Origin of the sequence: Rhizobium sp. YTUHZ044, from assembly GCF_051123975.1 — a bacterium.
In the GTDB taxonomy this organism is placed as follows: domain Bacteria; phylum Pseudomonadota; class Alphaproteobacteria; order Rhizobiales; family Rhizobiaceae; genus Rhizobium.
Genome location: NZ_CP101426.1, coordinates 1066141 through 1080327 on the forward strand (window position 1 = coordinate 1066141; position 14187 = coordinate 1080327).

11 protein-coding genes are annotated in these 14187 nt (G+C 63.1%); 5 read left to right on the forward strand and 6 right to left on the reverse strand.

Going from position 1 to position 14187, the window contains the following annotated elements; all coding sequences use genetic code 11:
• The first annotated feature begins 31 nt into the window (after positions 1 to 31).
• Together NL154_RS05210 and NL154_RS05215 are read left to right on the forward strand one after the other, a co-directional pair.
• Positions 32 to 1696 (forward strand): electron transfer flavoprotein-ubiquinone oxidoreductase, encoded by a 1665-nt coding sequence (locus tag NL154_RS05210; RefSeq protein ID WP_221147746.1) that lies wholly within the window; start codon positions 32 to 34, stop codon positions 1694 to 1696.
• Positions 1697 to 1832: 136 nt separating this feature from the next.
• Complete coding sequence (locus NL154_RS05215) at positions 1833 to 2447, forward strand: L,D-transpeptidase (RefSeq protein WP_210628554.1); 615 nt, start codon at positions 1833 to 1835, stop codon at positions 2445 to 2447.
• Positions 2448 to 2522: 75 nt separating this feature from the next.
• Here NL154_RS05215 and NL154_RS05220 read toward each other — a convergent pair whose 3' ends face one another.
• Entirely contained in the window at positions 2523 to 3425 is a 903-nt protein-coding gene (locus tag NL154_RS05220; RefSeq protein WP_210628553.1) for a DMT family transporter, read from the reverse strand.
• 145 nt (positions 3426 to 3570) lie between these two features.
• Between NL154_RS05220 and NL154_RS05225 the strand changes: the two genes are divergently transcribed.
• Entirely contained in the window at positions 3571 to 4044 is a 474-nt protein-coding gene (locus tag NL154_RS05225) for an Lrp/AsnC family transcriptional regulator (protein WP_210628552.1), read from the forward strand.
• 213 nt (positions 4045 to 4257) lie between these two features.
• On the opposite strand, the gene mgtE is transcribed toward NL154_RS05225, so the two are convergent.
• Together mgtE and NL154_RS05235 are read right to left on the reverse strand one after the other, a co-directional pair.
• A complete protein-coding gene (gene mgtE, locus NL154_RS05230; RefSeq protein ID WP_210628551.1) occupies positions 4258 to 5631 on the reverse strand; it encodes a magnesium transporter in 1374 nt (457 codons plus the stop codon).
• A 262-nt stretch (positions 5632 to 5893) separates the two neighbouring features.
• Positions 5894 to 7120, reverse strand: coding sequence for an MFS transporter (locus NL154_RS05235; RefSeq protein WP_210628550.1), 1227 nt, complete (start codon positions 7118 to 7120; stop codon positions 5894 to 5896).
• A 302-nt stretch (positions 7121 to 7422) separates the two neighbouring features.
• Here NL154_RS05235 and NL154_RS05240 point away from each other — a divergent pair, with 302 nt between their 5' ends.
• Positions 7423 to 8367, forward strand: a complete 945-nt coding sequence (locus NL154_RS05240; RefSeq protein WP_210628549.1) for a diacylglycerol/lipid kinase family protein — start codon at positions 7423 to 7425, stop codon at positions 8365 to 8367.
• Positions 8368 to 8384: 17 nt separating this feature from the next.
• Here the strand turns inward: NL154_RS05240 and NL154_RS05245 are convergent, their stop codons facing one another.
• The gene (locus NL154_RS05245; RefSeq protein WP_434734145.1) at positions 8385 to 9737 is read right to left on the reverse strand and encodes a glutamine synthetase family protein; all 1353 of its coding nucleotides are present in this window, start codon (positions 9735 to 9737) and stop codon (positions 8385 to 8387) included.
• An 83-nt stretch (positions 9738 to 9820) separates the two neighbouring features.
• On the opposite strand from NL154_RS05245, the gene NL154_RS05250 reads away from it, so the two are divergent.
• Positions 9821 to 11188, forward strand: a complete 1368-nt coding sequence (locus tag NL154_RS05250) for an aspartate aminotransferase family protein (RefSeq protein ID WP_434733701.1) — start codon at positions 9821 to 9823, stop codon at positions 11186 to 11188.
• A gap of 6 nt (positions 11189 to 11194) precedes the next feature.
• Here the strand turns inward: NL154_RS05250 and NL154_RS05255 are convergent, their stop codons facing one another.
• Positions 11195 to 12679 (reverse strand): ArnT family glycosyltransferase, encoded by a 1485-nt coding sequence (locus NL154_RS05255; RefSeq protein WP_434733702.1) that lies wholly within the window; start codon positions 12677 to 12679, stop codon positions 11195 to 11197.
• Positions 12680 to 14179, reverse strand: coding sequence for a glycosyltransferase family 39 protein (locus tag NL154_RS05260; RefSeq protein ID WP_434734146.1), 1500 nt, complete (start codon positions 14177 to 14179; stop codon positions 12680 to 12682).
• Positions 14180 to 14187: the final 8 nt, after the last annotated feature.

Here is a 14187-nt window from a genome sequence, read left to right on the forward strand (position 1 = left end):
TGATGGCCACTGGCCGAGCGGAGACGAATGAATGACCGAGACGACTGAGCTGCCCGAACGCGAGAGCATGGAATTCGACGTTGTGATCGTCGGCGCCGGTCCTGCCGGTCTGGCGGCGGCGATCCGGCTGAAGCAGGTCGATCCGGAACTGTCGGTCGTGGTCTTGGAAAAGGGCGCGGAGGTCGGCGCCCATATCCTGTCCGGCGCCGTCGTCGATCCGGTCGGCATCGACCGGCTGCTGCCCGGCTGGCGCGAGGAAGCCGATCATCCCTTCAAGACCGAGGTGACCGCAGATCACTTCCTGGTGCTCGGCCCGGCCGGCTCGATCCGTCTGCCGAATGTGTTGATGCCGCCCTTGATGAACAATCACGGCAACTACATCGTGTCGCTCGGCAACGTCTGTCGCTGGCTGGCCGGCAAGGCGGAGGAGCTCGGCGTCGAGATCTATCCGGGCTTTGCCGCAACCGAAGTGCTCTATGACGACAAGGGTGGGGTTATCGGCGTCGCCACCGGCGACATGGGCATCGAGAAGAACGGCGAGCCCGGCCCGAACTACACCCGCGGCATGGAGCTGCGCGGCAAATATACGCTGATCGGTGAAGGCGTGCGCGGTTCGCTCGCCAAGCAGCTGATCGCCAGGTTCGATCTGCAGAAGGATCGCGAGCCGCAGAAATTCGGCATCGGCATCAAGGAGCTCTGGCAGGTGAAGCCCGAGAATCACAGGCGGGGCCTGGTGCAGCACTCCTTCGGCTGGCCGCTCGGCATGAAGACCGGCGGCGGTTCCTTCCTCTACCACCTCGAAGACAATCTGGTGGCGGTCGGCTTCGTCGTCCACCTCAATTACAAAAACCCCTATCTCTATCCCTTCGAGGAGTTCCAGCGCTTCAAGACGCATCCGGCGATCCGGGGAACCTTCGAGGGCGGCAAGCGGCTGTCCTATGGGGCGCGTGCGATCACCGAGGGCGGTTATCAGTCGGTGCCGAAGCTTTCCTTCCCCGGCGGCGCGCTGATCGGCTGTTCGGCCGGCCTCGTCAACGTGCCGCGCATCAAGGGCAGCCATAATGCGGTGCTGTCGGGCATGCTGGCGGCCGAGAGGGTGGCGGCGGCGATCGCATCCGGCCGCAGCCACGACGAGGTTGTCGAGATCGAGAATGAATGGCGCAAAGGCGACATCGGCAAGGATCTGAAGCGGGTGCGCAACGTCAAGCCGCTGTGGTCGAAGTTCGGCACCGCGATTGGCGTGGCACTTGGCGGCCTCGACATGTGGACCAACACGCTGTTCGGATTTTCCTTCTTCGGTACGCTTGGTCACGGCAAGACCGATGCGCAGTCGCTGGAGCCGGCCGCCAATCACCAGCCGATCGCCTATCCCAAGCCGGATGGCGTCCTGACCTTCGACCGCCTGTCGTCGGTGTTCCTGTCGAACACCAATCACGAGGAAGACCAGCCGGTGCATCTGCAGGTCAAGGACATGGGGCTGCAGAAGAGCTCCGAACTCGGCGTCTATGCCGGCCCGTCGACCCGCTACTGTCCGGCCGGCGTTTACGAATGGGTGGAGAAGGATGGCGACAAGACCTTCGTCATCAACGCCCAGAACTGCGTGCACTGCAAGACCTGCGACATCAAGGACCCCAACCAGAACATCAACTGGGTGCCGCCGCAGGGCGGCGAGGGGCCAGTCTATCCGAATATGTGAGGTGGAGCGCCGGACATCGGCGGTTATTTCGACCGCTGACGTCTTCGTGATCGCCTTTCGGCGGCTGCTGTTAGCCGTTCGTTAACCATAAATTCCTTAGCTTGCGACATCTTGTTGACGCGCTAAGGACACATTCATGACGATCTCCCGCCGGGGTTTTCTGATCGCTTTGCCGCTCTTCGTCGCCGGCTGCTCCTCGACCGGCTTGAACAGCCAGACGAATTATGCCGCGCTTCCGGATGAAAAGTTTCCGCTGAGGCAGGTGCCGATCGACAAGATCAAGCCGGAACTTCGCCGCCAGGAAGTGGCCTATGAAAGCGCGCATGCGCCGGGCACGATCGTCATCGACACGCCGGCGCGTCGCGCCTACTACGTCCTCGGTGACAACAGGGCGATGCGATATGGCGTCGGTGTCGGCCGCGAGGGACTTGCATTTGCCGGCAACGCCTATATCGGGCGCAAGGCCGAGTGGCCGAGCTGGACGCCGACGGAAAACATGCAGCGCCGCGAGGAACGCTATCGCAGGCTTGCGGGCGGCATGCCGGGCGGCCCGAACAACCCGCTCGGCGCGCGGGCGATGTATCTCTATCGCGGCGGCAACGACACGCATTTCCGCATTCACGGCACCAATCAGCCGGAATCGATCGGTCTCGCCATGTCGAGCGGCTGTATCCGCATGATGAACCACGATGTGATCGACCTCTATAGCCGCGTCGAGGTCGGCGCCAGGGTCGTCGTCATCCAGGCCTGAACGACCGAGAACACACTGAAAAGCCGCCGCAGCAATGGCTGTCGGCGGCTTCGTATTGCCGGTCGCGGCTGACGGTCAGCGTCGCGCGGCAATCCCCGTCGAAAGTGCGACGCCGATGCCGGTGATCACGGCGGCGCTGATTTCGGCAACGCCGATTGCTTCCCCAAGCAGGAGGCCGCCGCCGAGCGTGGCAAGAACGGGCGTCAGCGCCGTGAAGGCGGCGGCCTGTGTTCCGCCGAGGGTACGAACGGCCGTGCCATAGGCGACCATGGCGACGAGGCCCGACAGAATGCCCTGGCTCAAGACCTGCAGGCCGATTTCCGGAAGCGGGGCCTGCGGCAGCGAGATACCGAAGACGAGTGCGAGCACGGCCATGATCAGGAAGGACCAGACGGCAATCAGTGCGCTCGCCTGAATGGCCGTCAGACCCGAGCGGCGGAAGGCATGGGTGTAGCTTGCCCAGAGCACGGCGCCGGCCGGCAGCATGACAAAGCTTGTCCAGGGCAGGGAGGCATCGGCAAGGCTGCGGGCAAGCAGGATCAGGACCCCGCCGACTATGGCGGCCAGCCCGGCGAGGCGCGTGACATCCGGCCGTTCCCGAAACAGCACAATGCCGATCAGTGCGGTGGCAAGCGGCATCGAGCCGCCGAGCAGGATGCCGGAGGAGGCCGCCGGTGTGGAGTGAATGGCAAGCGTCGTCACCAGAAAGAAGACCGCGCCGCAGCCGGCGACCATGACCGCCAGCAGATAGAGCGGCACGCCCTTCGGCAGCAGACCGATGCGAAGCCAGACGGGCGAAAGCGCAAGCGCCGGAATGCCGTAGCGGATGAGGCCGATATCGATCGAGCCGAGCGACGTCGCGGCGCTGTGGCGGGTCGCCAGAAACCAGGTCGCCCAGATCAAGACGGTGATGCTGCCGGCGGCATAACCGAGCGTCTGCGAAGGTGACTTGTCGTTTGAAAATGCGATCGTGCTCATCGTTCCAATCCTTTCCTCCATCCGGATCTTGTCCGGTTGAGGAAGAGATTAGCGCCGGAGGCCGGGGCATGTCCTTGCTATCTGTGGCTTGAAAATCGTGGTATACGCAATCTTCTGCCAAATTATGCCTATGGATATCGCGAAAATGCCAAATCTCGATAAATTCGATATTGCCATCCTGAAATGCCTGCAGGAGGATGCCCGCGCCACCAATGTCGAGATCGCCGAGAAGGTGAATCTCTCACCGTCACCCTGCCTGCGCCGCATTCGTAATCTCGAACGCTCCGGTATCATCCGCGGCTACACCGCCGATATCGACCGCAAGGAGGTCGGTCTCGGCCTGACGGTCTTCGTCGAGTTCAAGGTGGTGCATCACAGCCGCGAAAATTCCGAGGCGCAGCAGAAGGCGCTGCTCGCCATCCCCGAGATCGTCTCGTGTTTCCTGATTTCGGGTACCGCCGACTTTCTGGCAGAAGTGGTGGTGGAGGATCTCGCTGCCTATGAACGACTTCTGACGGACACGCTGTTGACCTTGCCGAATGTCAGCGACATCCGCTCGAACTTCGCCATCCGCAGCATCAAGACGCATGGGCCGCTGAAGCTGCCAGAGGTGAGATAATTTCCCTCGGTTTGCTGGCAGTTTGTTGACGAACAATACTTTTTTCTCTGCTCGGACCTCGAGCCCGCCCCCTCATCCGCCTGCCGGCACCTTCTCCCCCGCACGCGGGGAGAAGGGGATAGGTCGCGACCTCTCAGCCTCCATAGGCCTCTCGCAAGGCACGTCCCCTCTCCGCGTCAGAACGGGGAGGGCTAGGATGAGGGGCTTTTTGCTCTACAGCAGCGTCCCACTGAGGATAAGCAGCGCCACCGAGAAGTAGATGACAAGTCCGGTGACGTCGACCAGCGTGGCGACGAAGGGGGCCGAGGCGCTGGCCGGATCGAGCCGCAACTTCTGCAGCATGAAGGGCAGCATCGAGCCGCAGATCGAGCCGAAGGTGACGATTCCGATCAGGGCGGCAAACACCGTGATGGCGACCATCTGCCAATGCGGGCCGTAATCATAGAGCCCGGCTGACTGCCAGAAAACGATGCGGATGAAGCCGACGAGGCCGAGGATCGCGCCGAGCACGATGCCGGTCGGCAATTCGCGGAACAGCACCTTCCACCAGTCCGAAAGCTTCAGCTCGCCGAGTGCAAGGGCGCGGATGATCAGCGAGGTCGCCTGCGAACCGGAATTGCCGCCGGAGCTCATGATCAGTGGGATGAACAGGGTCAGCACGACGGCCTTTTCCAGCTCGCCTTCGAAGTGCTGCATGGCGCTCGCCGTCAGCATCTCGCCGAGGAAGAGGGCGGCGAGCCAGCCTGCGCGCTTGCGGATCATGCCGGCAAAGCCGATCTTCATGTAGGGCTGGCCGAGCGCCTCCATGCCGCCGAACCTCTGGGCCGCTTCCGTGGTGTCCGATATCATCGTGTCGATCACGTCGTCGACGGTGACTATGCCGAGCACCTGCCCATGTTCGTCGATGACAGGCAAGGCGAGCAGGTCGTGCTTGCGGATCAGCCGGGCGACGTCCTCCTGCTTCATCAGCGGATCGGCCGAAACCGGAGCGCCTTTTTGAGCGACCGTGAGGATGGAGGCATCCGGCTCGCCGGTGATCAGGCGACGCAGCGTCACCACGTGCATCAGAGCATGGCTAACCTCGTCGAGCACGTAGATGGCGTAGACGGTTTCGCGCGAACGTTCGACCTGGCGCACATGATCGAGCGTCTGGGCAACGGTCCAGCTATCCGGCACGCTGACGAATTCCGTCGTCATGATGCTGCCGGCCGTGCGCGGCGGATAGCCCATCAGATGCTGGATAGAGACGCGCACCGGCTCGTCGAGGCTGGAGAACAGCCGGGCGCGGGTCTCGCCGTCGAGTTCGAGCAGCACGTCGGCGACGCGGTCGTTGGACATGCCATGCAGCAGCCGTGCGGCGTCCTCGGCGCTGATCAGCGCCAGGATCTGTGCGGCGTTGCGAAGCTCCGGCCGGTCGAGGATGTTGACGGCATAGTCGAGCGGCATGCCGGACAGCACCCGTCCGGCGTCCTGGATGCTAAGCGCGTTCAACGCGTCGACGCGTTCGGCGATCGTGGCGCCGCGGCTATTGTTGATGAAGGCACGGGCGGCATGGCCTGCCCGAAGAGGGAAGCGATTGATATTCATGAGGCTCGCCTTTCCGTCGATCCGCCGTAGCGTCCGATCGGGCGAGCCGACAGGAGTCGGTCAGCGCACGAGGGCGGCCGCGTACGGCAAAGGCAATCGACTGCTACTGTCGCTTGGCATCGCTAAGATGACTCCGTTGAAATCCGTGGCTGACAGGTGCCGTCCACGTGCATGCTACGTGGTGCCGAACGCGGAAAAAGTCAAGCCGGCTAAATGCTTAACGCCAGAATGTCGCACCTGCACGCGTTGCAGCGAAGATCGGTCACGCCGCCTGCGTGCTGCGGGTGCGGCTCTCCAGGCGGGCTGAGGCTGCGAAGACGAAGAGGCCGAGGAAGGAGAGTGCCGCGCCGACATAGCCGGTGGCCGCAAAGCCGTAACCCGAGGCGATGACGAGGCCGCCGAGCCAGGCGCCGATCGCATTGGCGATGTTGAAGGCGGAATGGTTGGAAGCTGCGGCCAGCGTCTGCGCATCGGCGGCGACATCCATCAGCCGCGTCTGCAGCGCCGGGCCGGCGGCAAAACCGCAGCCGACGAGGAAGACCGAAAGGCCGAGCATATAGGGGTTGGCGGCGGTCAGCGAGAAGGTGGTCAGCACGACGATATTATAGACGAGCGAGCCGCCGATCGTTCCGAGCAGCGACTTGTCGGCGAGCCACGAGCCGATGAAATTGCCGGCATTCATGCCGACGCCGAAGAGCACCAGCATGATCGGAACGGCCGTTTCCGGCAACATCGCCACTTCGGTCGTCGTCGAGGCGATATAGCTGAACATGGCGAACATACCGCCATAGCCGACGGCAGCAATCCCGAGCGTCAGCCAGACCTGCGGTCGGCGGAAGGCGCCGAGTTCGCGTGCGAAACTCGCTTCTTCGGAAACCCGGTCCTTGGGTACGTAGAACCAGATCAGCGTCACCGTCAGCAGGCCGAGCACGCCGACGGAGAAAAACGCTACCTGCCAGTCGAGCGACTGTCCGAAAAATGTCGTCAAGGGCGTGCCGAGAAGTGTCGCAACCGTCAGGCCGAGCATGACGCGGCCGACCGCTCGGGCGCGCCGATGCACCGGCACCATCGAGGCGGCGACAAGCGCCGCCACGCCGAAATAGGCGCCATGCGGCAGGCCGCTGACGAAGCGCAGCAGGGTGAAAGTCTCGAAGGTCGGCGCCATGGCGCTTGATATATTGCCGGCGGCAAAAATCAGCATCAGTGTCAGCAGCAGCGTGCGGCGTGCCATTTTCGCCGCGAGCACGGCGATGACGGGCGCGCCGACGACGACACCGAGCGCATAGGCGCTGATGACGTAGCCGGCCTGCGGCGTCGTCACCGAGAAGGTGGCGGCGACATTGGGCAAGAGCCCCATGATCGCGAATTCGCCGGTGCCGATGCCGAAGCCGCCACAGGCGAGCGCCAGTTGCACCAGCGCCACGGTCGTTGCCGACGGCAGCGCTTCATCCTGGCTGTCGATGGAATCATTGACGGTAATCTCACTCACGAGAGTTCCTCGATGCGGTTTTGGCTTGGCGATGGCCGCTGGCGCAAGCGCGGCTGCGGGCCGATCATTCGAATGGCGGGAGGCGGAGATACGTATCTCCGATATTCCTCATCTATCCCGAACGCATCGGCTGGCGTCGAGTGCGTTTTCTGCAGTGCAGCGTCCTGCTATGTGCATATGTCAGTTGCAATATTGCATTTCAGCTGCTTCTTAGGAAAAGCGGCCGCGCTTGAAATCGCCGATACCGCAACCATCTCAGGAGCAAAGGCAGTATTGTTTCCGCGCCAGGGACGGGAGCCCTTATGAAGTTTGTAGGCTTTTTCAATCGCGACGGTGGCACCTTCCGGACCACCGACATGCTGGCCTACGAAAAGAGGGCGGAAGAAGCATTCCGCGACGCCGGGCACGATTTCGACGCCATCGTCTTCTCCGGAAAGGAGATCATTCCCGCCATGGAGCGGGCGGCCAAGCGCGACGATATCGACGGGATCGTGGCCGGCGGCGGCGATGGAACGATTTCGGCGGCGGCATCGATCGCCTGGAAAAACGGCGTCGCGCTCGGCGTCGTACCCGCCGGCACGATGAACCTCTTTGCCCGCTCGCTGCGCGTGCCGCTCGATATCTGGCAGGCGCTCGATGTGCTTGCCTCCGGCGAGATCGATAATGTCGATATTGCCAGCGCCAACGGCCGGCCCTTCATTCACCAGTTTTCCGCCGGTCTGCATGCTCGGATGGTTCGCTACCGCAACGCCTACAGCTATCGCTCCCGATTGGGCAAAATACGGGCGAGCACGAAAGCGGCCTTGGGCGTCATCTTCAATCCGCCGGAATTCGAGGTCGAGTTCCAGGCGGCCGGCATGCGCGAACGCCGCAGGGTGTCGGCGATTTCGGTCTCCAACAATCCCTTCGGCGAGAATCCGCTGCTCTACGCCGACAATCTGAGAAGCGGCGAACTCGGCTTTTATACTGCAAATCCGCTAAAACCCCTCGGTGTCGCCCGCCTTGCCGTCGACATGCTGCGCGGCAAGGTCCGCGAGAACGCCGATGTCATGGTGATGCACCCGGCCGAGGTGCAGCTGCATTTCCCGAAGTTGCGCTCCAAGGCCAATTGCGTCATGGACGGCGAGCTGCTGCCGCTCGAACGCGACGTCTCGATCCGGCTGCATCCGGGCGAGTTGAAGGTTCTTGTCAAACAGGGTCTCGCCGCGCAGGTGAATGCCGATGAACGCCGCGAGCCCGCCGCGTAAACCGGCCGCTGAAAATTTCAGAGCCGCGGCAAATAGGTGCGATAGTCGAAATCCGAGACGGTGCGCAGATGCGCAAGCGCTTCCTTGCGCTTTGTGTCGCCATAGAGCGCCTGATAACGCGCGCCGAAAATATCGGTGATGAGCGGCGAGGTGCGGAAAGCCTCGACGGCGCTGAGGAAATCATGCGTCAGCCGTGTGGTATTCGCAGGCGTATGCGAGGGCGTCGTCTCCTCGCCAGGGTCGAGTTCGTGTTCGAGACCGGTGAGCATGCCGCCGAGGATTGCCGCGAGCAGCAGATAGGGATTGGCATCGGCGCCGGCGACACGATGCTCGATACGGGCGGCCGGCCCGTCCTTGTCGGGTATGCGGATCGCCGTGCCGCGATGGCCGCTGCCCCAGGTGAGATCGACGGGTGCGAACGAGCCCGGCTGGAAGCGGCGGTAGGAATTGGCGAAGGGGGCGAAGATCAGCTGCGCTTCGCGCATGCTGTTGAGCAGCGCGGCAGCAACCGATTTGAGCCGCTTCGGCTCGCCGCCCTTGGCATCGAGGATGTTGCGGCCTTGCCGGTCGATGACGCTTGCATGCACATGCAGGCCGGAGCCGGCATGGTCGGAATAGGGCTTGGCCATGCAGGTCGATTTCAGCCCGTGCCGGCGCGCCGCCTGTTCGGCGATGCGCTTAAGGTAGAGGCAGTCGTCGGCGGCCGCCAGCGCATCGGGGCGGTGCAGCAGGTTTATCTCGAACTGGCCGGGACCGAACTCCGCCGTCGTCGCTTCCGCCGGCAGCCCCTGCGCCTTCGCATAGGCCCTCAGCGTCCCGAGATAGTCGTCGAGTGCGTCGACGGCGCTCATGTCGTAAAGCTGGAAACCGTTCGGCTCACCGCGATAGGTGAGGCCTTCGGGCGGGCAGGGGCGACCGGTCTCACGCCAGTCTCCCGACATCACGTAGAATTCCAGCTCGGTCGCCACCACAGGCGTCAATCCCCGCGCCGCATAGCGCTCCAATACAGAAGCGAGGATGGCACGCGGGTCCATGAAGCTGGGGCTGCCGTCGAATTCATGCATGCTGGCGAGCACTTGCATCGAGCCCTCGGGTGCCCAGGGCATCGGCGCCAGGCTGCGCCGGTCGGGGAGTACCTTGCCATCGGGATCGCCGATCGTCAGCGACAGGCCGGTGATATCGTCATTGTCGTCGCCCCAGATGTCGAGCGATTGCGTCGAGGTCGGCAGGCGGATCTCTCCGGCCCAGACCTTGTCTTCTGCGCCCGGCGGCAGCTGTTTGCCGCGCAGATCGCCATTCATACCGACGATCAGGATTTCGAAACGCGGGTCGCCACCCCAGGCCTTGCCGTCCATCCTGTCGCTCGCCATGGCCTTGAAAATCCTCCGGGACAAGGCCAAGCTCCTATCTCATCGACAACAGCCTTTCAATCCGCGAGGGTCTTTCACCAGCCATGCCCGATACTTACCCACCCTCGAACCTTGCGGCGATCGACGCCGCGCACCACCTGCATCCCTTCGCCGACATGAAGAAGCTGAATGCCGAAGGCGCGCGCATCATCCAGCGCGGCGAGGGCTGCCACATCTTCGACGATCGCGGCAGGAAATATCTAGATGGCTTCGCCGGCCTCTGGTGCGTCAATATCGGCTATGGCCGCCGGGAGATCACCGAGGCCGTCGCAACGCAGATGAACGAGTTGCCCTATTACAACACCTTCTTCGGCACGAGCTCGACGCCGGCGACGCTGCTGGCTGAGAAGGTTACGTCCCATGCCGGCGAACGGTTCAACCATATCTTCTTCACCGGCTCCGGTTCGGAAGCGAACGACACCTGGTTTCGCATGGCCCGGGTCTATTGGAGCGCCGTCGGCAAGCCGTCGAAGAACATCGTGATCGCGAGGAAGAACGGCTATCACGGTTCGACCGTTGCCGGTGCCAGCCTCGGCGGCATGAAATACATGCACGAGCAGGGCGACCTGCCGATCCCGGGTATTGTCCATATCGGTCAGCCCTATTGGTACGGCGAGGGCGGCGATCTCTCGCCCGCCGAATTCGGCCTCAAAGTCGCGCGCGAGCTGGAAGCGAAGATCGACGAGCTCGGCGAGGAGAATGTCGCCGCCTTCGTCGCCGAGCCGGTGCAAGGGGCTGCCGGCGTCATCATCCCACCTGAGACCTATTGGCCGGAGATCGACCGCATCTGCAAGGCGCGCAATATCCTGTTGGTGACCGACGAGGTGATCTGCGGTTTCGGTCGATTGGGCGCCTGGTTCGGCCACCAGCATTTCGACGTCGAGCCGGATCTCGCACCGATCGCCAAGGGGCTTTCCTCCGGCTATCTGCCGATCGGCGGCGTGCTCGTCAGCGACCGCATCGCCGACGTGCTGATCAATGAGGTCGGCGACTTCAATCACGGCTTCACCTATTCCGGCCATCCGGTCTGCGCCGCCGCCGCACTCGAAAATCTGCGCATCATCGAGGAGGAAAGACTGGTCGAGCGGGTGCGCGACGATATCGGTCCCTATTTCGGCAAGGCCTGGGCGGCGCTCGCCGAACACGATCTTGTCGGCGAGGCAGCCAGCATTGGCCTCATGGGCGGCCTGCAGCTCACTGCCGACAAGAGCACGCGCACTCGCTTCGACAAGCCCGATCAGATCGGCGCGTTGGTGCGCAACCATGCACTGGCGAACGGCCTCGTGCTGCGCGCCACCGGCGACCGCATGCTGGCCTCGCCGCCGCTTGTCATCACCCACGCGGAGGTAGACGATATGGCAAGGATTACCAGGCTGGCGTTGGACGCGGCCTGGAAGGAGCTGAAGTCGTGACTTCGCTCAGGCCGGCTGATTGATCCAGGCATAGCCGAAACGATAGCTGTCCCTGCCGCGGCCGTAGAAATAGGGCACGTCGATCGCCGATGTCTCAGGCGCGGAGGCGCCGAGATTGGTCTGGAGCCATTGCGCCATATCAGGAGGCAGCGCTTCGCTGCCTCCCTTCGGTATCAGCCAGACAAGGAGAAGCGGTCGGCGGCCGGTCAGATCCGGACGGAAGCCGGGATAATCGACGGAGAGGACCGGTACCCCGGCAATATCCTGCCTGACATTGCCGGCAAGAAGGCTATCGCCGGCAAGGATTGCCGCCGGTTCCGCCTGTTGACGCAGGTTTTCCAGCATCGCGGCATAGGGCCTGTTCAATCGCTCGTAATGACCGGTGAAGCGTGCCGTCGCGACGCTGCCGTAAAGGATCGCCGGCACGCCGATCATGATGACGGCGACTACGAGCATGAAGCGCCGGAAAGCCTTGCCGGTCTCAACGCCCGCGGCCTCGACCTTCAGGCAGAGATAGAGCGGCAGGATGAAAAGCATCGGTACCAGCCAGCGATCCTTGATGCCGGCCGCACCGCCGAAGACGACTAGAAACAGAATGCCGGTCAGGAAGACGAGCATCATCCGCTCGACGAGTCGCGTCCATTCCGAGCCGGCAGTAAACGCCTGGCGAAGGCGCTTGCCGAACACCATGGCGAAGACCGCCACCGTCAATCCGGCAAAGCTGATGACGGCGAGAGCGAGCGAGCTGATGCCCATGGCGACCTGCATGGGATAGCTCGCATGGCCGCTCGCGGTCATCTTCTCCAGCGTGCGTGCTGTAGCGAAATCGAGATTGTCCTTCAGCCAGAAGAGGTGCGGCAGGGTAATGACGAGGGCCACGACAGCCGTCAACACCAGCCGCCAATCGAAAATCCGCGGCCGCAGGCGCTGATCCGCCAGGGCGGCAATTAGTGCTGCCGCCGGCAGGATGGCGAAATTATACTTGGCAAGCAGGCCGAAACCGATGCCGATACCGGCGACCAGATAGGAGGCAAGGCTTGGCTGCTTCAGACTGCGGATGAAACCGTAGAAGAAGATGCTGGCTGAAAAGAAGACCGCGACCGTGTGCGTCAGGTCCCGCTGCATCTCAAAAACCATCTGCGGGATGGTCAGCAGACCGAGTGTTGCGATCGCCACTAGCGCCTTGTCGCGCAGGACGAGCCGCGCCGTCAGGCCGTACAGCAGATAAGAGCTGAATAACAGGAGGTTCTTGACGAGGGACAGGGCAGCCAGCGAAACGCCTGTAAACTGGAAGACGGTATATTGCAGCCAGTTGTAAAACGGCGGCTGCGGGCCGTAACCGGCGGCGAGCCATTGCGAGCGGAAGGCCTGTTCGGCCTCGTCGAGATCGAGCGAATGCGAGGTTGCAAGCCGCACGCCGATCTGAAGGACGAAATAGGCGGCCAGCAGGACGAAAATCCATCTGATGTCGCGGAGGCTGGTCTCGGTCAACTATCTCGCCCCCGGCCGAACCCAGGCATAACCGAGAGCGAAATTGTCGCCCTGGCGGCCGAAATGATAGGGAAGCGACAAGGCGTCGACTTCCTGCGGCGCGATACCTGCCGCCGCCAGCGCCAATGAAAACCGCTCCGGCATGACCGCATCCGCGGCCGTTGCCGTCTTTTTGCCGCGCCAGACGATGAGCACCGGCCCGCCTGCCGTCGCATAGGCCGGAATACCGGGTGCAGGGAAATCCGGGATCACCACGGGCACGTCGGGAAACTGCAGGCGCATGTTGCCGCCGACATAGGTATCCGAGGCGATCACCAGCACAGGTTCGGCCTGCCGTGTCATATCGCGCGCGAGATCGGCCATCGGCACATTTGGCCTGCTATAGGTGCCGATCAGCCCGGCGCCGACGACGCGGAAGCCGAGCGCGACCAGGACGCAGGCCATCAGCACCGGCACGACAGGCCGGAAGCGGCGCAGTCCGGCGGAAAGGTCGAGCCCGCCCGCCTGCATCTTTGCCAGGAAATAGATCGGCAGCACCAGCAGGAATGGGTCGAGCCAGCGTTCACGCACCGTGGTGGAGCCGGTGAACAGCACGATCAGAAGAATGCCGGCGAGGCTCGCGAGCATCATTCGCTCCAGCATCCCGGTCCAGCGGTTTCCGGCTGAGAGCGCCCGGAAGAAGTCCCGGCGGAAGGCGGCGGCGAAAATTGCGACGGGCAGTGCTGCAAAGGCGATGATGGCGACGACAAAGGCAAGAATACCCTTGCCGATTCGCAAGGCACCGACCGGTTCATTGCCGGCGGCCATCTTGACCAGAGTATCGGAAGAGGCGAATTCGAGGTTGCTCCGCAGCCAGATCGCGTGCGGCAACACGATGACGAGCGCGACGGCGATTGCCGCCAGCAGACGCCAGTCCAGCGCCCGGCGCCGCCATTCGGCATCGGGCAGGATGGCGATCAGCGCCACGACGGGCATCAGCGCAAAATTATATTTCGAGATCAGCCCGATGCCGGTGGCAAGCCCGAGCAGGAGGTAGCTACCGATGCCGGGCCGCTCGAGCGTGCGGAAGAAGCCGTAGAGGAAGAGCGAGCTGGCAAAGAGCAGCGCCGTCGTGTGGGTCAGATCCTGCTGCGCCATGTAGGAAACCTGGGGCAGGGTGATCAGCGCCATCATCGCGACGGCGGCAAGCTTCTGGTCCTTCAGTGCCTCGCGCCCGGCAAGGCCGTAAAAGAGGTAGCACAGGAAGAGCAGGATGTTCTTCGGGATAATAAGGGCGCCCATCGACAAGCCGGTTACCGAAACGACGGCATATTGCATCCAGTTGTAGAAGGGCGGCTGCGGGCCGTAGCCCGCCAGCAGATATTGCGAGAAGAAGGACTGCTCGGCCTCATCGAGTTCCAGCGCGTGCGGGAGTGCCAGCCTGAGCGCGATGTTCAGCACAAAATAGGCTGCAAGCAGCAGCGCCGCGGTTCTGATCGTCCTCGTCGCGCGGTCCAGCATCATGCTGC

Excerpts from the sequence above, each read along its gene's own strand:
- NL154_RS05210 (WP_221147746.1), top strand. The coding sequence starts at position 32 with ATGACCGAGACGACTGAGCTGCCCGAACGCGAGAGCATGGAATTCGAC.
- NL154_RS05215 (WP_210628554.1), top strand. The coding sequence starts at position 1,833 with ATGACGATCTCCCGCCGGGGTTTTCTGATCGCTTTGCCGCTCTTCGTC.
- NL154_RS05220 (WP_210628553.1), bottom strand. The coding sequence starts at position 3,425 with ATGAGCACGATCGCATTTTCAAACGACAAGTCACCTTCGCAGACGCTC.
- NL154_RS05225 (WP_210628552.1), top strand. The coding sequence starts at position 3,571 with ATGCCAAATCTCGATAAATTCGATATTGCCATCCTGAAATGCCTGCAG.
- mgtE (WP_210628551.1), bottom strand. The coding sequence starts at position 5,631 with ATGAATATCAATCGCTTCCCTCTTCGGGCAGGCCATGCCGCCCGTGCC.
- NL154_RS05240 (WP_210628549.1), top strand. The coding sequence starts at position 7,423 with ATGAAGTTTGTAGGCTTTTTCAATCGCGACGGTGGCACCTTCCGGACC.
- NL154_RS05245 (WP_434734145.1), bottom strand. The coding sequence starts at position 9,737 with ATGGCGAGCGACAGGATGGACGGCAAGGCCTGGGGTGGCGACCCGCGT.
- NL154_RS05250 (WP_434733701.1), top strand. The coding sequence starts at position 9,821 with ATGCCCGATACTTACCCACCCTCGAACCTTGCGGCGATCGACGCCGCG.
- NL154_RS05260 (WP_434734146.1), bottom strand. The coding sequence starts at position 14,179 with ATGCTGGACCGCGCGACGAGGACGATCAGAACCGCGGCGCTGCTGCTT.